We start from the raw sequence: 24,023 nt of genomic DNA, 5'->3' as shown, positions 1-24,023 counted from the left end.
TCGGCCGGCCGCGGACGGAGGAGTGTCGTCCCGGTGGCGGCGTCTTCACCGTAGCAACAAAATGTTCACGGTAACAAGTTAACTATCGATTCCGCGGATAACGGACAGTCGTCGGCATCCGGAATACTTCTCGAACGCCGATCGCTCACAAAGCCGAATGGCACTCGGCATGGCGACCTGTCCCCCACTCGGGGCGTCATTCCGGCTTGACAGCAGTCGTCCGGCACGCAGAAGATCGGACCAGGAAGAGTGTTCACGATAACAATCCGCTCGTCCCCGAAAGATCCGGATTCCGGCCTCTCACTCTCCTTCAGTCGCGTCTCTCGACCTCCTGAAGAATGCGCCGGAAAGCCGGATCGACCATCTTCTGACCGTATCCGCGGTGGAAGGAATCAGTACGTCGACCACCCGTCAGGGCGGCCGAAGAACCTGAAAGGCATCGCATGTCCAGGACAGTGAAGTCCACCATCACGACACGCCTCCTCGGAACACTGACGGCAGCACTGATCGCGGGTCTGACCACCCTCGGCGCCGCCGCACCGGCCGAGGCGGCGACCGCGCCCGTCGGGGTCGGCGCGGCCCAGGAGATCCGCAATCAGCACAGCAGCATGTGTCTGGACGATTTCGACTTCGTCACTCAGCCGGGTGCCGAAGTCCGCCAGTGGAGCTGCTCGGAAGCGAGCAATCAGCGCTGGCAGATCCGCGATCTCGGGACCGGTTATGCCGAGATCAAGAACGTCTTCAGCAACCTCTGCTTGGACGACTTCAACTTCGGAACCGCTCCCGGCGCCGAGGTGCGGCAGTGGACCTGCACCGGGGCCGCCAACCAGCAGTGGCAGATCACGGACGTCGGCGGCGGATCCAGCCAGATCCTCAACCGCCACAGCAACCTCTGCCTCGACGACAGGGACTTCGCTCAGACCGACGGCGCCGCGATCCAGCAGTGGACCTGCACCGGTTCGAAGGTGCAGCGGTGGAGCATCACCGACCCGGCCGTGCAGAAGATGACCTACGCCCTCGTCCGCTCGGCGAACCCCTCCGCCGACGAGCTCGACGCCTACGCCCGGATCACCGACGCGATGGATCGGGCGGTCGCGCGCTACAACCGCCTCTCGAACATCGACCGGTTCTACACCGTCTACTACGTGCCCGGCGTGCCCACCGCCGACGCGAACCCGAACGGCACCATCCGCTTCGGCGCCGACCGCGGCTACATGCAGGAGGGCACCGCCCTGCACGAGCTCTCGCACACCGTCGGAGTCGGCTACGACGCCTTCGTCGACCGCTGCCAGAACAACGGCTGGACCTCTGCCCTTCCGCTGCTGCGCACCTGGGACGGCCCCACCGCGACCATCAACTGCGGCGGCGGCCACATGTGGCCCTACGGCCTGAACTACAACCCCGAGTACACCGAGCTCAACTCCGAGCGCCACGTGAAGCTCGTGCAGGCGATGCTCTCCGACGGAATGTAGTCCGAGAGATCCACCTGCGGGCCCCGGCCCGGCGAGCGACCTCAGCACGAGGTCGCCTCGCCGGGCCGGGGCCTTCTGTCTTCTCCTGCCGCGTCACGATTCTGGAATCGACGAGGCCGCGCCCACAGCGCATTCGGATTCACTCGGATACTCGCATCTTTCATCGCCATCGCCATCGCCCTTGCCCTTGCCCTTGCCCTTGCTATTGCCGTGGCCATTGCCATGGCGTCCCGCCCGAGAATCGACGCGAGATCACGCTCGTCCTTCGATTCTCGGTTTCTCTCCTGCCCCTCTTTCTCGAGAGTGCCTCGCCGACCGACTCGGACACGAGAGCGGAGAATCACCACGCGTGTCGCTCCAGCTCCGGTCCGAGTCATCATTCGCTGCGCGGCGCCGCCAGGCGTGTGCGCGATGCGGGGGACGCCGAGAGGGGGCCCGCCCACTCGACGTGGACGGACCCCCTCGGTCGGCTCAGCTGCAGCGTGCTGCGGGGTAGGTCGCCGTCACCGGAGTGGCGGCTCCGTTCACCGTGGCGGTTCCCTCGAGCGTCCCGGCCGACAGGGAGGCGGCCCGGGTGGTGATCGCCAGCGTGCCCGTCTTCTGTGCACCGATCCGCTGGCTGCGCGCGCCCCAGGGGGTGACCCAGGCGACGTCCGCGGTGCCGGCGCCGGCGTTGCGGGTGGTGATCGTGACGACGGCCCTGCCGGAGATGCAGCGCGTCGTGGCGGTCGCGGTCACGGTGACGGCCGACGCCTGGACGGTGATGGTGGCGCGGACCGTGCGATTCGCGGTGAGCACCTCTTCCGCGGCGCTCATGTCGAGGACCGGTCTCCCGTCGGCGGCCCAGTGGATCCGGCGGAGGTAGGTGTCGCGGTTGCTGCTTCCGTTCGAGCGGGCGTGGAACACCAGGACCTCGTTGCCGTCCTCGTCGACCGTGAAGCTGTTGTGTCCAGGGCCCCACAGGTTCGCGGCCGGGTCGCTCGTGAGGAGCGGAGCGTCGGACTTGGCCCAGACCGTCTGATCGGTGAGATCGGCGCCGGACGGGGCGGTCAGGAGGCCGACGGCGTACGTGCGATCGGTTCCCGATCCCGAGTAGGTGAGGTAGACCTTCCCGTTGTGGGTGATGGCCGTCGCTCCTTCTGCGACGTTCGTGAGGTTGGTCTCCCAGCCGTAGGAGGCGGTGACGAGCTTGCGCGGTTCGCTGGTGAGGCGCCACGGGTTCGCGGGATCGATGGTGGCGATCCAGAGCTCGGCGTCGCCGATGACACCGCCGGTGACGTAGCGCTGCGACCAGGACACGTAGGTGCGGCCGCCGTCCTGGAAGACCGTCATGTCGAGGCTGATGCCGGGGTGCTGGGCGTCGCGCTGCAGCGCCGTGCCGTCCTGCTTGAGCACGGGTTTCGGCGTCTCCCAGTCGGCGAGACGTGTCGGGTCGCCGCCGGTCTTCAGCTTCTGCACGTAGGACGTCACGCGCTGCCAGTCGATCGCGCCGATGCAGGGCGAGTAGTAGATGTAGAGCTCGCCGTCGAGATCGTGCAGCTCGGGCGCCCAGTAGCAGCCGGCGATGCCGGCCGTGCCCTGCGCGACGACCATGCTGTCGGCGGAGGTGCGGAGGCCGTCGATGGTCGGTGAGCTCCGCAGGAACATGCCGGGCTGGTCGTCGCCGCGGTCGTCCGTGGAGATGAAGAGGTAGCGGTCCTTCCAGCGGAGGATGTCCGGGTCGGCCTCGGCGCGGAGGAACGGCGCCGCGTAGTCGCGCTGTCGCACGGTTCCGCTGACCTGGTAGGTCCCCGGCGTGGTCGTGTCCACGGCGGCCAGATCGGCGGCCGACCAGTCGACGGGCAGCTTCTTCGTGGAGCCGTCCGAGTAGCCGAGGGTCGCTGCCCCGAGCGCGGGCACCGCCGCCCCCTGCGGGACGGTCGCGGCGTCGACGGCCACGGTGGTGTTCCGGATCCGGCCCAGTCGCTTCTCGAGAGAAGAGGCGGTGTCGGCGGGGACGACCAGCAGATTGGAGGGCACGGCTCCGGTGATCGAGGTGGAGACGGCGGCATCGGGCAGCGAGATCGCGCCTCGGCGCAGGTCGCCGCGGGTTCCCGCGTCGGCGAGGTCGGTGAAGGACCGCGAGAAGTCCGCTCCCGCCGCGTCCTTCCAGGTCACTCGGTACTGCCTCGCGGCCGAATCCCAGACGGCACGCGGCTCGGAGGCCACGGTCACCCCGAGGTCGACGAAGCCACGCGGTTCGTAGGAGACGAGGTCCTGGGTGGTGAAGAAGAGCGGCGTTCCGCGGCGCTCGGAGTCGACGTCGCCGTTGGTGAGCGTGCGGGTGGCGAGCACGCCGTAGCCGCCGGTCGCGAGCTGGAAGACGTAGGGGTCTCGGAGCGTCCGGGTCTGCACGACATCCAGCACGCCGGTGGGCTGAGCGTCTGCGAACAGGACGCCGGTGTTGTCGTTGAGCGCCTCGGTGCTGGTGCGGGTCGTACCGAGGCCGAGGTGCATGCTGTACGCGACGTTGCTGCCGTACTCCTGCGATCCCAGCGCAGTGCGCTCGTAGGCGAGGAGGTAGCGGGCCTGGCCCACCGGGAGGACGCGGACGGAGAAGGTCTTCGTCGTGGTGGCCGTTCCGGAGCGGAGCTCCCCCGTGACGGTCGCGGACACGGCCGCCGTGCCGCTCGCGCGCACCGCGCCCGCTGCGATGCTCACGCCGGCGGTCGTGGTGCGCCAGGTGAGGGTCGCGCCGGCGGGAGCGGTGGGGAGCAGCTCGCCGTCGGCGAGTGTCGGGCGGAGGACGATGCTCTCGGCGAGAGCGTCGAGGTCGGCCTGGGCGTTCTGCGTGGCGACGGTGAGCGGGAAGCTTCGGGTGGACGAGGCGCCCCCGAGGGTGAGGGTCGCGGTCAGTGTGACGGCGGCGTCGGCGGAGCCGGAGGGCCGGGTGACCGCTCCCGTGCTGCTGATGCGGGCCGGGTCGGAGCTGGTCCACCGGATGCTCGAGCCCTGCGCGCCGGTGGTGGGGAATGCGAGGTCGGAGCTCACGCGGGAGGGTCCGAGGTCGATGGCCGCCGCGTCGGAGGCGAGGGCCGCGGTGCGGACACCGGCGTCCACGCCGCTCCAGTAGCCGTCCGCCACCTGCTGGGCGGAGAGAGCGCTGGTGCGGATCTGGAAGTCGCGCACGCTCCCCTTGTAGTAGGGGTCGGCGTAGGACGAGCGGCCGATGTAGCCGACGAGGTCGGTGCCCAGATCGCTGATCGATCGGTTCGTCACGGTCTCGGCGATGAGGCGGCCGTTGTAGTAGCCGGTCAGCTTCCCGGGCTGCAGGACGGTGGTGTAGAGGCCCCAGGAGGCGTCGGTGGTGGGCCCGGTCGGTCCGCTCGCGGGGATCCCCGCTTCGGTCGTCCACGGCGCCTGCGGGTTGCGGCTCGCGGTGATGACCGATTTGAAGTGCCCGCCGGGGTCGCGGGGGTTGAGCAGCCAGTACTGGGACGGCGGGCTCTCGGCCGTCCCGAAGAACACGGCGGCGTAGTTGCCCGCTCCGGTGTCGTTGCGCAGCCAGGTCTGGATGGTGAGGGTGTCGCGACCGTCGAGGAGGCCGCGCGGCAGCTCGAGGTAGGCGGCCGCGCTGCCGCTCGCGCCTCCCGGAAGGACGAGCTCGCTCCCCGAGACCTGTGCTCCGGAGCCGCGGAGGATCGCGGTGCGCCCGCCGCCGGAGGCATCGGGGACCGTCGTGCCGGAGAGCTGGGAGAAGTCGTAGCGGACGAGGAGATCGTCGGCGGCGGTCGCCGGGACGGCCGGCAGTGCCACGCCGGCTGCGACGACCACCGAGGCGAGCGCACCGACCAGGGCGGCGCGCCATCGTGTGGTGGGTTTCATGGGAACTCCTTCATGTCGGGGCGAGGCAGCGCTGCCTGCCCTGATCCGGTGCGGATCGAAGTCAGAGGGTGGAGGGTCGCGGGAGTGGGGCCGGCCCGCGGACCGGCCCCACTCCCGGTGCCCTATCCGCAGCGAGCGGCGGGGTAGGCCGCGGTGACGGGCGTGCTCGCGCCTCCTGCGACGGACGTCCCGGTGAGGGTCCCCGCCGTGACGGCGGCGGCCCGGGTCGTGATCGCAAGAGAGGCGGTCTTCTGCGCGCCGATGCTCTGGGTGCGCTCACCCCAGGGCGTCGCCCAGGTGACGACCGCAGCGGCGGCGCCGGCGTTCTTGGTGACGACCGTGACGACGGCCTTCCCCGCGACGCACCGCGACGAGGCGGTGGCGGTCACCGTCGGGGTCGTTCCCCGGACGACGACGGTGGCGGTGACGGTCCGGTTCCCCGGTGCCACCTCCTGGGTCTTCGTCAGCGACAGGTCGAGGGTGCCGTTGGCCCGGACGTTGACGCCCTTCAGCCAGGTGTTGCGGTCGGAGTCGAACAGGCCCCCGGCGTTCACCGGATCCGTCGCCAGGTGCGGGTCCTGGTACGGGCGGGCGTGATAGGCCAGGACGAGGTTGCCGGACTCGTCCTTCGCGAACGAGTTGTGACCCGTTCCGGCCTGCTGCTTCGTGTAGTAGTTCGTCTCGTCCGCTCCCAGACGACCGGTGAAGGTGTCGTTGGTGTCGAGGACCGGGAACGCGGTCTGCTTCCAGCTCGCGGGATCCTGCAGGTCCGCCGTCGCGGTCGTGCTCAGGAGTCCGAGGCTGTAGTACTTGTCCACCGTGCCTCCCGAGTAGGTGATCGAGATGGTGTCGCCCTGCTGCACCATGAAGGGCGCCTCGACGACTCCCTGGTCGCGTCCTTCGGTCGTGTCGCTGGGAGTGGGTGCGAGCTTGCCGATCTCCCACGGCTGGCTCTCGCCGTAGACGCGCGTGAGCTGGCCGTCGACGAGGGGGACTGTCCCCTTCGGGCCGGAGACGGCCTTGCCGATCAGGATCTGGCCGCCGGAGGGCATGATCCAGTAGCCCTGCTGCTTGCCGGCCTCGGTGCGCTCGAAGTAGCTGACGTCGAACGCGGCGCCGTCGAGGACGACGGGCTCGCCCCACTTGGTCTGGTCGAAGAAGCCGCCCGCGGCGATCGACGCGTCGGTGCCCGTGTAGGGGATGAGGACGGTGTTGTCGCAGAAGCCGCCGACGGGGGCGTAGCCCTTGTTCATCCCGGCGACGATCCACCAGGTGCCGTTGATCTTGTGGAACTCCTGCGCCCAGATGAAGCCGCCCCAGCCGTAGAACGTGTTCGGATACTGCCCCTCCTTGCCGGGCGTGCCCTTGTCCGGGTCGATGACGATCTGCTCCGGCGCGTCCTGCAGCCCCGCGAGCGTCGTGGCCCGCTTGAGGCCGATCTTGCGGTAGCTCGAGCTCTCCTCGATCGGTCCGAGGGAGGACTGCCCGTAGTGCGATCCGGTGAGGTAGTAGTAGCCGTCGTCCGGGTTGAAGAAGACGTGCGGATCGGCGCGGGCGTCGCTCACCATCTCCTCGGGGTCCTGCTGGACGGTGCCCGAGACCTGGTAGCTGCCCGGCTTCGTGGTGTCCACTGCGGAGAGGTCGTCCTGCCAGTCGACGTTGAGGCTCTTCTTCGATCCGTCGTTGTAGTCCAGCGTGGCCTGCTTCGGAAGCGCGGCCGCGACTCCGGCGGCTCCGGCTCCCTGGGCGACCGTGGCGTCGATCCTCTCGACGCCCGTGTTCTGGAGGTCGACGTAGTTCTTGTAGAAGACGTCGAACTCGGCGGCCGTCAGCGCGAGGTCGCTCGCCTGGCTCTGCGCGGCCCAGGACGGGAGTCCTGCGCCCTGGACGCCGAGGACCCGGGTGTCCGCCTTCGACGTGACGCCGAGAGGAGTGCTCGCGGTCAGGTCGGCGAGGACCGTCACCCGTCCCTCACCGGTGAGCAGGTCCGTCCAGAACACCTTGTACGTCTGCGCCGTGGCGTCGAACACGATGCGCGGGTCGGTCACGACCGAGCCGGGAGCGATCCGCACGGCACGCTGCTGCGAGAACGTGCTCCCCTCGGGGGAGGTCCACACGTAGACGGAGTCGGTCGCGTTGTTCTGCGCGGACACCGCGCCCAGCGCCCCGTTCGCGGACCGGAAGAGGCTCGGCGAACCCACCTGCGCGTTCGGCTTCGAGGCCTGATCGCCGTCGTTCGCGACGTACAGGATCGCCTGGGAGCGGTTCAGCGGCTCCCAGCTGCTGCCGCCGGCGGGCAGTGCCGCGGCGTACAGCGCGTCGGCGCGGCGGTCGTCGTTGTAGGCCAGCGGGTCGTCCTTCGTCCCGGCGGTGGTCGTCACCGTCTTGACGTAGGTCGCGATCCGTCCGCCGGGAGCGGCGATGCGGCTGTCCCAGCGGAAGGTCTGGCTGCTGCCCTCGACGGTGGCGGTGAGCGTCACGGCGGCGGTCCCGGTGCCGAGGCCCGACGTGTCGATCGCTCCGTTCGACTGCACGCGGCCCGCTCCGGCGCCGGTGGCGCTCCAGGTGACCTGCTTGCCGAGGACGCGGGACGGCAGGTCGCCGAGCACGGTGGCCGGCACGGCCAGTGCGGCGCCCGCGTCGGAGGTGACCGCCGGGTTCTCCGCGCCCAGCTCCGTGCCGGAGAGCGCCCGGTCGTAGATGCGCAGGTTGTCGATCAGGCCGGAGAAGTACTCTCCCCCGCCCCAGTTCGGCTTGCCCACCTGGAGGACTCCGCCGGACGAGCCGAGGATCTGGCTCAGCGGGACCCCGGAGCCGTTGACGGCGACCGGCTTCCTGTCGACGAAGAGACGCGTCGTCGTCTCCGTGACGACCAGATCGACGTGCTTCCACTCGGCGTTCGTCGCCGTCGTGGCCAGGTTGCCGGCCGTGTTCCGGCCGTTCGTGTTGTCGTACCGCTCGACCGCGATCCCCGAGGTCCGATCGAGGACGCCGAGGTAGTGCTCCTGGGCGTACTCCTGACGCGTCGCCGAGCGGGCGGCGAAGACGGCCCAGCCGGTGTTCGCCGAGGCGTCGGGCTTGCTGTCGTACGAGATCGTCACGTTCTGCTGGCCGGCCAGGAGCGCCGTGCCGTCCGTGGCGGTCAGGTCGAGCCACGAGGCCGACGAGAGGCGCGCGGCTGTGCCCTGGCCGGTGTTCCCGGGGACCAGGTTCGCCGCTCCCTGGACGGCGGCGCGGGTGCTGCGATCGACGAACGCGCCGTTGCTCGGGGCCGCATCGAAGGTGAAGTCCGCGAGCAGGCTCTGCTCGGGAGACGGGACCGCATCGGCTGCCGCAGCGGCTGTCACCGGGACCGCGCAGGACGCGAGCAGCGCGACCGACGCCGCCGCGGCGGTGACGAGTGCGCGCATCGCCCTCGGGTCGGGTCGTCTGGAATCCGGTCTTCTCGAACCCGGTCTTCTCGCATCCGGACTCTTCAGGTGGGGGGACGTCGACATTGACGGTTCCTCTCCGGATTCGCCTCTGAATCCGATGTGGGGAAGGCGGAAAGCGCGAGTTGCGCAACACCTGTCGAGCTTCTGGGAGGACGGGGGATCCTCGTCGACACGCTGAACCTAATGCAGATTGTTCACGGTAACAAGACGACCGACTCCGCAGGATCGCGCTCCTCCTGCGCAGGATCACGACACCGCGGCGGCCGCGTCCGACCGAGAGTGGAACCGACCCGTTCTCCCCCAGGAAAGGACCACCATGTCGAGAGTCGTGATCGTCTCGGGCGCCTCGAGCGGCTTCGGAGCGATGACCGTCCGCGAGCTCGCCCTCGCCGGCCACCGCGTCTACGCGGGCATGCGGGCGATGGACGGCCGCAACGGCCCCGCCGCCGAGGACGCCCGCGCCTTCGCCCGCGAGCACGGCGTCGATCTCCGCCCGGTCGAGCTCGACGTCTCCGACCAGGCGTCGGTCGACGCCGCCGTCGCCCGGATCGCCGAGGAGAGCGAGCGGATCGACGTGGTCGTGCACAACGCCGGCCACATGGTCCTCGGGCCGACCGAGGCGTTCATCGTCGAGCAGCTCGCCGAGGTCTACGACGTCAACGTGCTCTCGACCCAGCGGCTCAACCACGCGGTGCTGCCGATCCTCCGCGCGCAGGAGGACGGCCTGCTCGTCTGGGTCGGCTCGTCCAGCTCCCGCGGCGGCACGCCCCCGTACCTCGGGCCGTACTTCGCGGCGAAGGCGGCGGAGGACGCGCTGGCCGTCGGCTACGCGGTCGAGGTCGCGCGCTTCGGGATCGACACCGTCATCGTCGTCCCCGGCTCGTACACGACGGGCACCAACCACTTCGCGCACGCCGGCCGGGCCGCGCGCGCGGAGATCGCCGCCGCCTACGAGGACCGCTATCCGGGCCTGATGGACGACGTCTCGGCGCGCCTCGCAGAGCTCGCACCGGCCGACGCGGACCCGCGCGAGATCGCTGTCGAGATCACCCGTGTCGTCGGGCTGCCCCGCGGCGAGCGCCCCTTCCGCGTCGTCATCGACCCGGCCGACGACGGCGCCGCCCGCGTCTTCGCGCTCGGCGACGCGGTCCGCCGCGAGTTCTACGAGCGGATCCGGATGCAGGACCTGCTGAGCCCCGCCGACACCGGCGTCCCCGCCACGACCGCAGCTCAGGGAGAGAACCGATGACCACCCAGGACCAGCCCCGCACCGCCCTCGTGACCGGAGGGTCCGGCGGTATCGGCCGCGCCGTGGTCGAGCGGCTCGCCCGCGACGGGCTCTCGGTGGCCGTGCACTACTCCGGCAACCGCGAACGCGCCGAGGAGGTCGCGGTTGCCGCACGCAAGCACGATGTCGAGGCCGTGGTCGTCGGCGGAGACGTCGCCGACGAGGCCGCGATGGCCGCGGCCTTCACCGAGGCGGAGGACGCGCTCGGCGGCCTGGACGTCGTGGTGAACACCGCCGGCATCATGATCCTCGGCCCCGTGGCGACCTTCGATCTCGCGGACCTCGACCGGATGCACCGCACCAACGTCCGCGGCTCGTTCGTCGTCGCGCAGCTCGCCGCGGCCCGCCTGCGACCGGGCGGGGCGATCATCACCTTATCCACGAGCGTCACCCGCACCTCGTTCCCGAGCTACGGCCCCTACGTGACGTCGAAGGCGGCCGTCGAGGCGCTCACGCTCGTCCTCGCCCGCGAGCTGCGCGGCAAGGACATCACCGTCAACGCCGTCGCGCCCGGCCCGACCGCCACCCCCCTCTTCCTCGACGGCAAGTCGGAGGAGGAGGTCGCCCGCCTCGCGGGCGCGGTGCCGCTCGAGCGCCTCGGGCAGCCCGAGGACATCGCCGAGACCGTCGCCTTCCTCGCCGGCCCCGGCCGCTGGATCAACGGCCAGGTCCTCTTCGTGAACGGCGGCCTCGCCTAGCTCGAGCAGGGACGCCGGGTCTCGAGACGCCGCTCCGCGGCTCCTCGACCAGCACGACGCCGGCCCGCCCCCTCATGCTGATCGACCAGCATCCGCAGAGCGCCCCCTCATGCTGCTCGACCAGCATCCGCAGAGCGCCCCTCATGCTGATCGAGTAGCGCCCGCAGGGCGCGTCTCGAGATCCACCGCACCCCCACCCACCACCGGCTCCGCCCCGTCGTACCGCGCCCGCGCCGCCTGCACCGCCGGCAGCTGGCGGTCGGTCCAGCGCAGCAGCGCGTCGACCAGCTCGTTCAGCGTGTCCCCGATCGGCGAGATGCGGTACTCGACCGCGATCGGCCGGGTCTCGAGGACGACGCGGCTGATCATCCCGTTGCGCTCGAGCCGGCGCAGCGTCGCGGTCAGCGACTTCTGCCCCACCGCCGGAACGGCCCGCCGCAGCTCGTTGAAGCGCAGCGGCCGCTCGCAGAGCTGATCGAGCACCTGCAGCGACCACTTGTCGAGCAGCTCGTCCAGCAGCTCCCGGTGCGGAGGGTCGACCTGCAGCAGCTCGGTCACGGTGGGGGCGGCGGCGGGTGGGGGCGTACTCGGGAGGCGTGCAGACCCGCCCGCTCCTTGCCGGTCGAGGAGCGCCGGAGGCGCGTATCGAGACCCGCCCGCCTCAGCACTCAGCCCCCCCAGCACCGCGATCAGGGTCATCCCCGATGCCGCGCCGCCCACGACCTCCGAGAATCGACTCATGCCTCCTGCCCCGTCCCGCCCGCGCCTCGTGCGCGCCCTCCTCGTCGCCCTGGTCGGCGGCCTGCTCCTGGGCGGGCTCACCAGCCTCCTGCAGGGCTCGCTGCCCGGGCCGGTGAACTCCTTCGCCAACTCCTCGGGCGGCTGGTCGATGCTGGTCTTCGCGCTGGTGCGGCTCGGCGGCGCGCGGCCGGCAGCGGCGGCGGCGCTCGGCCTCCTGACCTTCTGGTCCCTGCTGGAGGGCTACGACCTGGTGACCGCCGCGCGCGGCTTCGGCTACTCCCCGCCCTTCACCGACGTGTTCTGGCTGCTGGCCGTGCCGGCCGGACCGATCCTCGGCGCCGCCGCCGCCCTGACGCTGCACGGCTCGACGCCCTGGCGCGTGCTCGCGGTCGCCCCGCTGTCCGGCGTCCTGATCGGCGAGGGCGTCTGGGCCCTGCAGAACGTCGCCGACACCACCAGCCCGGTCTACTGGTGGCTCGAGATCGTCCTCGGCACGGCGTTCCTCGCTCTCGCGGTGATCCGGAGGCGACCGCGGTGGCCGATCGCCCTCGCGGCCGTCGCGGTCACGGCGGCGGCCGCGCTCGCCTTCGTCGTCGTCTACTCCGTCCTGTGAGCCGCCGCCGCTCCGGATCGCCCGCCCGATCCCTCCCCGTCCTCGCCGCCGGCCTCGCACTCGTGCTCTCCGGGTGCGCGGTATCGGGCACGCCCTCCGCCTCGCGTCCGCCGACGGCGCTCCCGTCGATCTCCGCCGCATCGTCTCCGGAACCCGCCCCCGTCGACGTCTCCGCCGAGCTCGCCGCCCTCGAGACCGAGTTCGACGCGCGGATCGGCGTCAGCGCCGTCGACACCGGCAGCGGCCGGCAGGTCCTGCACCGGCAGGACGAGCGCTTCGGCTACGCGTCGAGCATCAAGGCCCTGGCCGCTGCGGAGTTCCTGCGCAGCGTCCCCGTCGGCGAGCGCGACGAGGACGTCACCTGGACCGCGGCCGACGTCGAGGCCGCCGGCTACTCCCCCGTCACGGGCGAGAGCATCGACGGCGGGCTGCCGCTGGCGCAGCTGGCCGAGGCCGCGGTCCGCCGCAGCGACAACACGGCGCTGAACCTGGTGCTCGACCGCCTCGGCGGACCGGCCGCCCTCGACCGGGCCCTCGAGCAGCTCGGCGACACGACGACCGACGTGGTCGACGAGGAGCCCGCCCTCAACACGATCGCCCCGGGCAGCACCGCGAACACCACGACTCCGGCGGCGTTCACCGCCGATCTCACCGCCGTCGCACTCGGCGAGGCCCTTCCCAGCGCGGATCGCGCGCTGCTCCTGGCCTGGATGAGCGGCAATGCGACCGGCGACGCGCTGATCCGCGCAGGCGCTCCCGAGGGCTGGACGGTCGCGGACAAGTCGGGCGGAGCGGGCGGCCTCCGCAACGACATCGCCGTCGTCACGCCCCCCGGCCGCGACCCGATCGTGCTGTCCGTCCTGACCTCCCGCAACGACCCGGAGGCGGACTACGACGACGCCCTCGTCGCGCGGGCGGCCGCTGTCGTGCTGGGAGCTCTGCAGTAGCCGGACGAAGGTGAGCGGCTGTCTGCCGCTCCGACCCCCCTCGGGGTGGTGTGTCGCGCGTCCGCGAGTCCCTATCCTGACGAAGCTGGGAGGCTCCCTGAATCCTTCCACAGGCTCGGCACCCGCTCCGGAGGTTCGCCCCCGGAGGTCCGCGAGCACGCGGTTCGCCCTCCCCCGGGAGGGTCGAGAAGCGCCTACCCGACCACCCGCTGCACGGCCGCTCCGGCGTCCGCGCAGCGGCGGCGTCACCGCGGCAGTGCCGCACCCCACAGCCCGGACCGCAGCGACGCGTCCTTCGGCACCGCTCCCCGGCGCGGCACCGATCCGCCGCCCGCTTCGAGGCTCCCTCGTCGACGCGCACCGGGCGACCTCCCGCACAGCACCAGTCCCCTCCCCGCACAGCACGAGTCGATCGGACGACACCACATGCCCCCGACCACCCGCTCCAGAACCGCTCCCCCCCTCCTCCGCCGCCCCAAGGACGCCCTGCGCGTCCTGGCGATCGCCGCCGCCGTGGCGATCGGCGTCACCGGAGTGTCGATCCCGGCCGCGTCGGCCGCGGAGGGCAGCGCCTCCCACGGGCCGGACGGCACGCACTACCCCTCGGCCACCCCCGACATCCGCTCCGGTGTCGCGGACTACACCGTCGTCGACGCCGCCGCGTCCGGCTCGGCGATCCGCAAGGCCCTCGACTCGCTCACCCGCACCCAGATCGCGGAGGGAGCCGTCGTCCGGGTCGCCCCCGGTCACATCTCCGACCTGTCCGCGCTCAACGGCTACCGCAACACCGGCAGCGAGAAGGTCCTGGTCACCGCCCGCGACGGCTTCCAGTCGGTCACCGGCGGCAACTGGGCGCTGCGCTCGGTCACCGGCATCACGCTGATGCGCTTCGACATCGACTCGCTCGACGTGAAGGGCGCCACCAACGCCTCGTTCGCCTGGCTGAGGATCAACAAGAACTGGCTCGGCCTCGCCGCGTCGGCGGGCGTGCCGGTGCGCGACGTCGAGCTGATCGAGGTCGTGGTGCCGGACTCGACGGTCAAGAGCGCCGACTCCGCGCAGATCAAGGCGTTCTCGCCGGACGTGATGGGCGACGTCCTGGTCGAGGGCAGCTACCTGGCGCCCTCCTACTACGTCGACGCCGTCTACGGCGGGTCGAACCCGGCGCGACCGCACACGGACACCCTCCAGATCGAGGGCAGCGGCGTCACCGGCCAGATCACCCTCCGCGACACGGTCGTGTTCACCTCCAACAACAGCGCCGTCATCGTCGGCGGCGTCCGGAACGTGGCGTTCGAGGACTCGTTCATCGTCGGCGGACCGCTCGCGATGAAGCGCTACCCGTTCCTGCGCGGCGGTGCCGGCTACGCCGGTGCGATCAACGGCGCGGGCAGCGTCAGCGCGATCCAGGGCACCGGAGGCGGCAACATCGACGCCTCCGACTCGATCCTCGCCGGCTCGCTCCAGCCGAAGTGGGACACCGTGACGAACACCGTCACGAACATCGCGGGCAAGACCGCCACCCGCGGCGGCTTCACGCTCGACAGCACGCTGAGCTCGATGAGCGTCGACGAGCTCGACTCGAGGACGCCCCGCCCGACCACGTCCCGCCTGATCGGGATCTGGGACGACGTCGACACCTCGACGCCCACGCCGACGCCCACCCCGACCGTGACGCCGACGGCGACTCCCACGGCGACGCCGGAGCCGACCGCGACGCCGACGGCGACCCCGACGGCGACCCCGACCGCGACGCCCGAGCCGACCGCGACCCCCGAGCCGACGTCGACCCCGACGCCGACCAAGACCCCGGAGCTCCCCGCGGAGACGCCCGACGGTGAGGACGGCGGAAGCGGACCCGTCGCCGACACCACCGCCCCGAAGGTCGCGATCACCTCGCCGTCCGCCGGCGCCGTGATCAGCGGCTCGACCACCGCCACCGTCACCGCGACCGACGACACCGCCGTCACCGGCGTGGCGTTCTACCTCGGCAACCTCAAGGTCGGCGACGGCACGAAGACCGGCGGCAGCACCTGGTCGCTGACCACCAGCACCGCCGGCATGCGCGGCACCTTCCCGCTCACCGCCCGGGCGACGGACGCGGCGGGCAACGTCGCCGCGAGCGCTCCCGTGACGGTGACGCTGCGCTAGCTCCCCGCGCTCAGCCCTGAAGGGCCGGCCCCTCGGCGACGAGGCGCCGGCCCTTCGCCGTCCCCACTGATCGCGCCGGCCCACAGCAGCCCCCCCTCATGCTGGTCGAGTAGCCGCGCAGCGGCCCCCTCATGCTGGTCGAGCAGCCGCGCAGCGGCGTATCGAGACCCGCCGTCCCCCCACCCTCACCGGCCGCGGCATAGTAGAGCCCGAATCGGCGTCAGCGCCAGTGCCCCACTGACGGGGCACGTCCCGTACATTGGCCGTGGAAGCACGCCACCCCTCCCCCTTTTCCCTGCCGCGCTGCCTCCACCTCTCCCGTCGACTCCGACGGACCTCCGTCCCCGACCCTCCTCCGCGCACCACCCGCCCTGCTCTCCCCGCACCGACCGCCCGGACCGCACCGCCGCGGGACTCCGAGGCCCCTTGAGGACCCCGGACCGTTCAGCGCCTCGAGGCTCCTGCCGCGCCGTGCTCCGGGCACCCCTCCCTCCGCTGCCCGACCCGATCGGAAGACACCCCATGGCACGAGCCACTCCCCCCAGGTCGTCCCCCTCCCGTCCGCTCCGCCCCGCCGCGCGCCACGCACGCCCCCGAGCGAGGACCGCCCTCGCCCGCCTCCTCGCGATCACCGCCGCCGTCGGGATCGTCATCGGCGCGGCAGTGCTCCAGGACGCACCGGCCGCCTCCGCCGCCGTCTCCGCCACGACCTCCGGGCCCGACGGCACGCACTACCCCTCGGACACCCCCGACATCCGCTCCGGACTCCCCCGCGGCACCACCGTCGTGGACGTCGCGGCCTCGGGCCCGGCGATCCGCACCGCACTCGACCGGCTCACCGCGAACCAGATCGCGAACGGCGCCGTCGTCCGCGTCGCTCCCGGCCGCGTCGCCGACCTCTCGGCCCTGAACGGCTACACCAACAGCGGTGCATCCAAGGTCCTGATCACCGCCCGCGACGGCTTCCGCTCGGTGACCGGCGGCGACTGGGCGCTGCGCGGAGTCACGGGCATCACGCTGATGCGCTTCGACATCGACTCGCTCGACGTCAAGGGCGCGAAGCACGCCTCCTTCGCCTGGCTCCGCATCGCCGACAACTGGCTCGGCCTCGCCGCGTCGGCCGGCCTGCCCGTGCGGGACGTCGAGCTGATCGAGGTCGTCGAGCCCGACTCGACGGTCAAGAACGCCGACTCGGCGCAGATCAAGGCCTACGCGCCCGACCAGCTGAGCGACGTCCTGGTCGAGGGCGGCTACCTCGCGCCCTCCTACTACGTCGACGCGAAGTACGGCGGCAACCGCGAGCCGCGCCCCCACACCGACACCCTGCAGATCGAGGGCTCCGGGATCACCGGCCAGGTCACGCTCCGCGACACCGTGGTGTTCGCCTCCAACAACAGCGCCGTGATCATCGGCGGCGTCCGGAACGTCGCCTTCGACGAGACCCTCGTCGTGGGCGGAAGCACGGCCGCGCAGCGCTACCCGTTCCTCCGGGGCGGTGCCGGCTCCGCGGGAGCGCAGAACGGCCCCGGCAGCCTGAGCGCGATCCAGGGCTCGGGCGGCGGCAACGTCGACGCGTCCGGGTCGACCTTCATCGGCTCGCTGCAGCCCAGCTGGGACTCGGTCACGAACACGCGGACGAACCTGCCGGGCAAGACGGCGCGATCGGGCGGCTTCACGGTCGACCAGAGCCTCGGCTCGCTGACCGCCGCCGACCTCGACGCGCGCAGCCCCCGGCCGACCACGGCCTACCTCACCGGCATCTGGGACGACGTCGACCTCCGCGGCAGCGGTAGCACCCCGGCGGCGACCGCGACTCCGAGCGCCGCGCCGACGTCGACGCCCACGACCGCCCCGGCGACCCCCGCTCCGGCACCGACGGCGACGCCGTCCGCGCCCGATCAGCCCGATTCGCCCGTGGAGCCGGAGGCGCCCGCCGAGGACACCTCCGCCCCCGAGGTCGAGATCACCGCGCCGGAGCCGGGTGACGTGCTCGGCGGCCCGGCGATCGCGACTGTCTCCGCGACCGACGACGTCGCCGTGACCGCAGTCGTGTTCCTCGTCGAGGGTGTCGAGATCGGCGACGGCGTCCAGACCGACGAGGACACCTGGTCGCTGGCCTCCGACACCGCGGGACTGCAGGGGACCTTCGCGCTCACCGCCCGGGCGACGGACGCGGCGGGCAACACGACCGAGAGCGCCCCGGTCTCCGTGACGCTGCAGTAGCGCAAGCAGACCGACGAAGGGCCGCCGTGCTGAGCGCACGGCGGCCCTTCGTCCTGCGCCCGAGCGACGCGACGGCCCGCGCCATCCGCGTCGGCGGCACTGCGCGGCTGGGAGAAGGGTGTGACACTTCCTCAGGTCACCGCTTTGCTCCGCCGAGCCCCCTACAGGAGTCGCAGATGCACACACGCCCACCGCAATCCCACGGACAGCGCCGACCGAGCAGCAGGCCGCTCGACGTCGCGGCGTCCCTCGTCCTCACCGTCGGTCTGCTCGGTGCGGCCGCCCCCGTCGCTCAAGCGGGGACGATGCCGACGGCCGCGGCAGCCCCGACGCCCGCCGCCACCCCGACACCCGCTCCGCAGCAGAACGGGGGGCTGAAGACGTCGATCACGGCGACCTTCGGCAGCGCACCCGACGAGATCCTCAACATCTACTCGAGGGTCCACTTCGATCTCACCGTGACGAACATCACCGACGGTGTGCTCGGCGTGAACCTCGTCGAGTGGCCCGGCTTCGGAAACACGCTCGACCTCCTTCCCGGCGAGTCGAAGGTCTTCTCCGAGAGCGTGTTCCTCGGCGGTGACTCGCTGCGCAAGGGCACGTGGTCGGACCCGATCAAGCTCGAGACGTGGAACACCCCGTTCAGGGAGAGGACTCCGGTGACGGTCGTTCCCGACATCCCCCTCCCGAGCGCCCAGGTGGAGAAGCGCGTCCCGTCGTTCTGGGATCCGATCGTGCCGGAGCCGACCCCGACGCCCACGCCCACGCCGACGACCAGCGCGCCGGAGCCGCCGCCCCTCCCGGTGCCGACCGTCGCCACCCAGGAGATCACGGTGACCGTCACGGGGAAGTTCCTGACGGAGCCGGGTGAGCTCGTGAAGGAGGGCACTCGCGTCGAGTTCTCGCAGGACGTGACGAACACGGGACCGGTCGACATCACGAAGGTCCTCGGTCGCGAGAAGCTCGCGGTCGGCGAGTCGTTCCACCTGACCACGATCGAGGCCGTGGTCACCGCGCAGAACCTGAAGGACGGTTTCGTGACGCCGGAGTCGGAGTCCTCGAACGAGATCCTTCCGGGCGGCACCCGGGTCATCGTGTCGGCGCCGAAGCTGCCCATCCCCGCCAAGGCTCCGGTGTCCACGGAGAAGCCGGATCTCGAGGTGAAGGTCTCCGGCACGTTCCAGGTGAAGGAGGGCGAGCCCGTCGTCGCCGGCACGAAGGTGGAGTGGGTCGCCGCGCTCACGAACACCGGGGACACCGCTCTCCGCGACGTCCAGGTCGCCGACAGCGAGAAGCTCGCCGAGCTGCCCGTCGGGAAGACCGGCGTGGTCTCCTTCGAGAGCACCGTCAGCGAGCGCGACGTGCTCGATCACTCGATCTCCGTCGCCGCTGCGGCCACGGCGATCACGCGGGACGGCTACGACTACTCGAAGCAGACCCTCGGTACCCTCGCCATCCCCGCGACGACTCCTGACCCGGCCGGTCCCGACGCCCCCGCGCCGGCGGGACCCGCATCCCCCACTGCAGCCGGAGCCGACGCTCAGCCCGCCGCGACGCCGTCCAGCGCCACGGCAGCCCGGTCGGCCACCGAGGTCGCCACCTCGTCGAACCGCGGTGAGGTCGCCACCTCGGCCGCAGCGGCGGCGAGTCGGTCCACGGCCGGTCACCTCGCCTCCACCGGTTCCGATGCCGCCGCCGTGCTGCCCGCAGCGGGGGTCCTCGCCCTGCTCGGCGCCGCCGGCGTCTTCCTGGGCCGCCGCCGCAGGAGCCGCACCGTCACCGAGTGACGATCGTGCCGGGCCGGCGGGTCGACACCCTCCTCCACCGACTCGGCTCCCGCGCTCAGGGAAGGGCCGCCGTGCACCCTGCACGGCGGCCCTTCTGCGCGTCCGGCGACCCGACGTGCCGCGCCAGTCGATGCGGAGAGAAGATGTGACTCCGAGAGCGGTGTGAGACTTTCTCGCGTCCACGTTGCTCCGCCGAGCCCCGACAGGAATCGAAGATGCTCACACCCTCACCTCGCCCGCACGGCCCGCGCCGATCGAGCAGCAGACCGCTCGACGTCGCGGCCTCCCTCGTCCTCACCGTCGGCCTGCTCGGCTCCGCCGCGCCCGCCGCCTTCGCGGCCGACGCGGCTCCGGCCGCCCAGCCTCAAGCTGCGCCGTCCTCGCCGGCGACGGTCGCCGTGAAGCCCGCCCTCGAGCGGTCGGTCACCGCCGTGTTCGAGCCGTTCGACACCGGGAACCCCAGTCAGAAGGGCGTCCGAGTGAAGTACACGGTGCGCCTCAAGAACACCGGCGACGTCCCGCTGAACGTCTTCCTCAAGGAGATCCCGCAGCCCGGGAACGCACCGATCACGGTCGCCGTCGGGGAGACCAAGGACGTCACCCGGCCTTCCATGCTCACCGACGACGAGCTGCGCAGCGGCGTCTGGTCCTTCGCCACCGCCGGAGACGCGTACGCCCCCGACGGCGCCCGCATCGACGCGAGCGTGAGCGCCACGATCCCCGTCCCCGGTGCGCAGCCGGCCACGCCGGCCCCCGCACCCACGCAGCCCGCCACGCCGTCTCCGACGCAGCCCGCCACCCCTGCACCCACGTCGGCGCCGGCGGTCGAGCACCCCGCCCTGGAGCGGACGGTCACCGCCACGTTCAGGCTCGGTGAACCCACCACGGGTGGTGAGGAGCGCACCATCCGAGTCGAATACACGCTTCACCTCAAGAACACCGGCGACGTCCCGCTCAACGTGTTCCTCGACGATTTCCCACTGCCGAACAATGCCCCGATCACGCTCGCGGTGGGCGAAAGCAAGGACCTCGGCCCTGACGTCGACCTGGAACTGCCGAGCAGGCTGACGGGCGGTTCATGGCGCTTCAAGAACGCGGGGAAGGCGTACACCCCACAGGGAGCTAGCGTCGACGCAGGTCTCGACACCCTGATCCCCGTTCCCCAAGGGTTGTTGCCCGCACCGACCCCTGCGCCGACGCAGCCCGCCACGCCGACCCCTGGTCCGTCGCAGCCCGGGACCCCGAGCACGCCGACCCCGGGGCCTTCGACTGCGCCGGCCAGCGCCGATCCTGCGGTGACGGTGACGATCACGGGGAAGTTCCTGACGCAGCCGGGTGAGCTGGTGAAGGAGGGCACGCGTGTCCAGTTCACGTACGACGTGAAGAACACGGGCGGAGTCGATCTGAAGGACGTCCTCGGGCACAAGACGCTCAAGGTCGGGGAGTCGTTCCTGCTGAACACGACGGAGGCCGTGGTGAGTGCGCAGAACCTCAAGGACGGCTTCGTCTCGGCGCAGTCGAAGCTGGTCCGGGGAACGCTCCCGGACGGAACGCGCGTGACGGTGTCGGCGCCGTTCGAGTACAAGCTGCCCATCCCCGAGAAGCCGCCGATCCCCGTGCCGGCGCCGGATCTGGACGTGACGATCGCCGGAACGTTCCAGGTGAAGGAGGGCGAGCCCGTCGTCGCCGGCACGAAGGTGAAGTGGGTCGCCCAGCTCACCAACACCGGCAACGTCGCACTGCGCGACGTGCAGGTCTCGGACAGTGAGAAGCTCGCCGAGCTGCCCGTCGGTGAGACCGGTGTGGTCTCCTTCGAGACCGAGGTGACCGAGCGCGACGTCTTCAACCACTCGATCTGGGTCGCATCATTCGCCACCGCCACCACGCCCGAAGGGACCGCGTTCAGCAAGCAGACCCTCGGCACCCTCGCCATCCCCGCGGTGACGCCGACGCCGACGCCCACCCCGACGCCGACGCCCGGCCCGACCGCCACCCCCACGGCGGGCCCCACTCCGGTCGGCCCCGACGTCCCGCCGAGCGGCGGCGCGGTCGCGCCTGCCGCCGGAGCGGCGAGCAGGGCGGGCAAGGAGATCGCGGTCCCGACCGCCCCCGCCGCAACATCGTCGTCGTCGTCGAAGCAGTCGACCGCGGGTCACCTCGCCTCGACAGGGTCTGACGCCGCCGCAGTGCTGCCCGCCGCCGGAGTCCTCGGACTCCTCGGCGCGATCGGCGTGCTCCTGGGCCGCCGACGCCGGGGGCGCACGGCCACCGACTAGAGCTCGAACCGTCCCGGTGAGCGAGGCGAGTCGGTCGCGGAGACGGAATCGCTGCCGACGAGGGGCCGCCGTGCATCGCGCACGGCGGCCCCTCTCTTGGGTCCGCGCTGACCGACGTGCCGCGACATCCCGGTGTGAGGCGGGAGGGGGCGATCCCAAAGCTGTGACACTTCCTCAGTCACCCTTCGTGCTCCGCCGAGTCCCCCAGGAGTTGCAGATGCTTCCACGTACGCCCACGACGCCACTCTCGCGCCGATCGAGCGGTCGCCCGCTCGACGTCGCAGCGTCCCTCGCCCTGACCGTCGGCCTCCTCGGCTGCGCAGCGCCCATCGCCCAGGCGGCCGACGCGACCCCGACCACCGTCGGTGCCGACCCGGCGCCGACCGCCCTCGGTCAGTCCGCGCCGCCCGCGAGCACCACTGGAAAGCCCCCGTGGAAGGGGGCGTTCGACGTGTTCTTCCCACCAGGACCCGTCGCCGTGGGCACGAAGATCACGGTCAAGGCCCACCTCGTCAACACCGGCGCTGTCCCGCTGAAGGTGACCATCGACCCGCTTCCCCAGCCCGGCGGCGCTCCCGTCGACATCGCTCCCGGTGAGAAGAAGACCTTCATCGGCGAGTCGACCGTCACGGCGGAGGAGCTCCGCACGGGCACCTGGGCCCTCGACATCTCGATCCGGTCCGTCAGCCCCGACGGCTCCGTCGACGTCACGACCTCGAATCTCCGGAAGCCGTTCCCTGCGGTCGCGCCGACCACGCCGCCCTCGCAGCCCGCCACGCCGGCTCCGGCACCGACGCAGCCCGCCACGCCGGCACCGACGTCGGCGCCTGCCGTCGAGCACCCCGCCCTCGAGCGGACGGTCACCGCTACTTTCATCCTTCAACCCACCACCGATGGAAGCGAGCCTTCCGTCGAGATCGGGTTCACCATCCACCTCAAGAACACCGGCGACGTCCCACTGAACGTGTTCCTCGACCGCTACAGCCGGCCGGGCGTTGGTCCAATCCCACTTGCGGTGGGCGAATCCAAGGACCTCGACCATGACAACGACTTCGTTGGGGTGAGCAAGCTGGCGAGCGGTTCATGGCGCTTCACTACCGGGGGGACGGCTTACACCCCGAAGGGAGCTCGCATCGATGCAGGCATCGACACCTCGATTCCTGTTCCACAAGGGATTTTGCCCGTACCGACGCCCACGCCGACGCAGCCCGCCACGCCGACTCCTGCACCGACGCAGCCCGCTGTGCCGAGCACGCCGACGCCGGGTCCTTCGATGGCGCCGGCCAGCGCCGATCCTGCGGTGACGGTGACGATCACGGGGAAGTTCCTGACGCAGCCGGGTGAGCTGGTGAAGGAGGGCACGCGTGTCCAGTTCACCTACGACGTGAAGAACACGGGCGGAGTCGATCTGAAGGACGTCCTCGGGCACAAGACGCTCAAGGTCGGGGAGTCGTTCCTGCTGAACACGACGGAGGCCGTGGTGAGTGCGCAGAACCTCAAGGACGGCTTCGTCTCGGCGCAGTCGAAGCTGGTCCGGGGCACGCTTCCGGACGGTTCGCGCGTGACGGTCTCGGCGCCGTTCGAGTACAAGCTCCCCATCCCCGAGAAGCCCCCGATCCCGGTGCCGGCGCCGGATCTGGACGTGAAGATCTCCGGAACGTTCCAGGTGAAGGAGGGCGAGCCCGTCGTCGCCGGCACGAAGGTGAAGTGGGTCGCCCAGCTCACCAACACCGGCAACGTCGCACTGCGCGACGTGCAGGTCTCGGACAGTGAGAAGCTCGCCGAGCTGCCCGTCGGTGAGACCGGTGTGGTCTCCTTCGAGACCGAGGTGACCGAGCGCGACGTCTTCAACCACTCGATCTGGGTCGCATCATTCGCCACCGCCACCACGCCCGAAGGGACCGCGTTCAGCAAGCAGACCCTCGGCACCCTCGCCATCCGCACGGTGACGCCGACCCCCGCGCCGACCCCGACTCCGACTCCGACCCCGACCCCGACGCCCGGCCCGACGACCAGCCCGACCGCCACCCCCACGGCGGGCCCCACTCCGGTCGGCCCCGACGTCCCGCCGAGCGGCGGCGCCGTCGCGCCTCCCGCCGGAACAGCGAGTCGTGCAGGCAAGGAGATCGCGGTCCCGACCGCCCCCGCCGCAGCATCGTCGTCGTCGTCGTCAGCGAGACAGTCGACCGCGGGTCGCCTCGCCTCGACCGGATCCGACGCCGCCGTGCTCCCCGCCGCCGGAGTCCTCGGACTCCTCGGCGCGATCGGCGTGCTCCTCGGACGCCGCCGTCGGCGCAACGGCACCGCCACCGAGTAGTCACCACGACGAGCCGGCGGGTGATGGCGGTCACCCGCCGGCTCCTCACGTACCACCCGGATCGGGGTGGTCCTCCCCCGGACCCACCCCGCGGAGCGGGGGCAGCGAGGACTTGGGAACACAGCCTTCTCGGCCAAACAGCACATTCCGTGCCATTTTCTTCCGGCCCTCAGAACTGGCGCCATACGTTTCCCCTTGTTGCTCAGCGCACC

General features: G+C 71.4%; 13 protein-coding genes. 10 read left to right on the top strand and 3 right to left on the bottom strand.

Annotated elements, in window-relative coordinates:
- The first annotated feature begins 443 nt into the window (after nucleotides 1–443).
- Nucleotides 444–1,472 carry an RICIN domain-containing protein gene (locus EDF43_RS12550; RefSeq protein WP_132437186.1) on the top strand — a complete coding sequence of 343 codons (1,029 nt, stop codon included), beginning with the start codon at nucleotides 444–446 and terminating at the stop codon, nucleotides 1,470–1,472.
- Nucleotides 1,473–1,943: 471 nt separating this feature from the next.
- Here the strand turns inward: EDF43_RS12550 and EDF43_RS12545 are convergent, their stop codons facing one another.
- Complete coding sequence (locus tag EDF43_RS12545; RefSeq protein WP_132437185.1) at nucleotides 1,944–5,336, bottom strand: family 43 glycosylhydrolase; 3,393 nt, start codon at nucleotides 5,334–5,336, stop codon at nucleotides 1,944–1,946.
- A 122-nt stretch (nucleotides 5,337–5,458) separates the two neighbouring features.
- Complete coding sequence (locus EDF43_RS12540; protein WP_165909095.1) at nucleotides 5,459–8,746, bottom strand: family 43 glycosylhydrolase; 3,288 nt, start codon at nucleotides 8,744–8,746, stop codon at nucleotides 5,459–5,461.
- Nucleotides 8,747–9,086: 340 nt separating this feature from the next.
- On the opposite strand from EDF43_RS12540, the gene EDF43_RS12535 reads away from it, so the two are divergent.
- The gene (locus tag EDF43_RS12535) at nucleotides 9,087–10,019 is read left to right on the top strand and encodes an SDR family NAD(P)-dependent oxidoreductase (protein ID WP_132437183.1); all 933 of its coding nucleotides are present in this window, start codon (nucleotides 9,087–9,089) and stop codon (nucleotides 10,017–10,019) included.
- Nucleotides 10,016–10,756, top strand: a complete 741-nt coding sequence (locus EDF43_RS12530; protein WP_132437182.1) for an SDR family oxidoreductase — start codon at nucleotides 10,016–10,018, stop codon at nucleotides 10,754–10,756. The genes EDF43_RS12535 and EDF43_RS12530 overlap by 4 nt, the downstream gene beginning before the upstream one ends.
- Nucleotides 10,757–10,897: 141 nt before the next feature.
- Here EDF43_RS12530 and EDF43_RS12525 read toward each other — a convergent pair whose 3' ends face one another.
- The gene (locus tag EDF43_RS12525; protein WP_243646303.1) at nucleotides 10,898–11,314 is read right to left on the bottom strand and encodes a helix-turn-helix domain-containing protein; all 417 of its coding nucleotides are present in this window, start codon (nucleotides 11,312–11,314) and stop codon (nucleotides 10,898–10,900) included.
- A gap of 181 nt (nucleotides 11,315–11,495) precedes the next feature.
- Here EDF43_RS12525 and EDF43_RS12520 point away from each other — a divergent pair, with 181 nt between their 5' ends.
- The 7 genes from EDF43_RS12520 (at nucleotide 11,496) to EDF43_RS22520 (ending at nucleotide 23,811) form a co-directional block, all read left to right on the top strand.
- Entirely contained in the window at nucleotides 11,496–12,110 is a 615-nt protein-coding gene (locus EDF43_RS12520; protein WP_132437181.1) for a DUF6518 family protein, read from the top strand.
- Nucleotides 12,107–13,057 carry a class A beta-lactamase gene (bla, locus tag EDF43_RS12515; protein ID WP_132437180.1) on the top strand — a complete coding sequence of 317 codons (951 nt, stop codon included), beginning with the start codon at nucleotides 12,107–12,109 and terminating at the stop codon, nucleotides 13,055–13,057. Before EDF43_RS12520 ends, bla begins: the two co-directional genes overlap by 4 nt.
- Before the next feature lie 426 nt (nucleotides 13,058–13,483).
- A complete protein-coding gene (locus EDF43_RS12510; RefSeq protein ID WP_132437179.1) occupies nucleotides 13,484–15,208 on the top strand; it encodes an Ig-like domain-containing protein in 1,725 nt (574 codons plus the stop codon).
- Between the two features lie 522 nt (nucleotides 15,209–15,730).
- The gene (locus tag EDF43_RS12505) at nucleotides 15,731–17,431 is read left to right on the top strand and encodes an Ig-like domain-containing protein (RefSeq protein ID WP_132437178.1); all 1,701 of its coding nucleotides are present in this window, start codon (nucleotides 15,731–15,733) and stop codon (nucleotides 17,429–17,431) included.
- A 176-nt stretch (nucleotides 17,432–17,607) separates the two neighbouring features.
- A complete protein-coding gene (locus tag EDF43_RS12500) occupies nucleotides 17,608–19,218 on the top strand; it encodes an LPXTG cell wall anchor domain-containing protein (protein ID WP_132437177.1) in 1,611 nt (536 codons plus the stop codon).
- A 215-nt stretch (nucleotides 19,219–19,433) separates the two neighbouring features.
- On the top strand, nucleotides 19,434–21,494 hold the full coding sequence (locus EDF43_RS12490) for an LPXTG cell wall anchor domain-containing protein (RefSeq protein WP_165909094.1): 2,061 nt from the start codon (nucleotides 19,434–19,436) through the stop codon (nucleotides 21,492–21,494).
- A gap of 217 nt (nucleotides 21,495–21,711) precedes the next feature.
- Nucleotides 21,712–23,811: an LPXTG cell wall anchor domain-containing protein gene (locus EDF43_RS22520; protein WP_132437174.1), complete on the top strand. Its 2,100-nt coding sequence runs from the start codon at nucleotides 21,712–21,714 to the stop codon at nucleotides 23,809–23,811.
- Nucleotides 23,812–24,023 lie beyond the last annotated feature (212 nt).

The sequence above is a fragment of the Rathayibacter sp. PhB179 genome (assembly GCF_004345345.1).
GTDB classification, from domain to species: Bacteria; Actinomycetota; Actinomycetes; order Actinomycetales; family Microbacteriaceae; genus Rathayibacter; species Rathayibacter festucae.
This window is presented reverse-complemented; position numbering and strand designations above follow the sequence as displayed.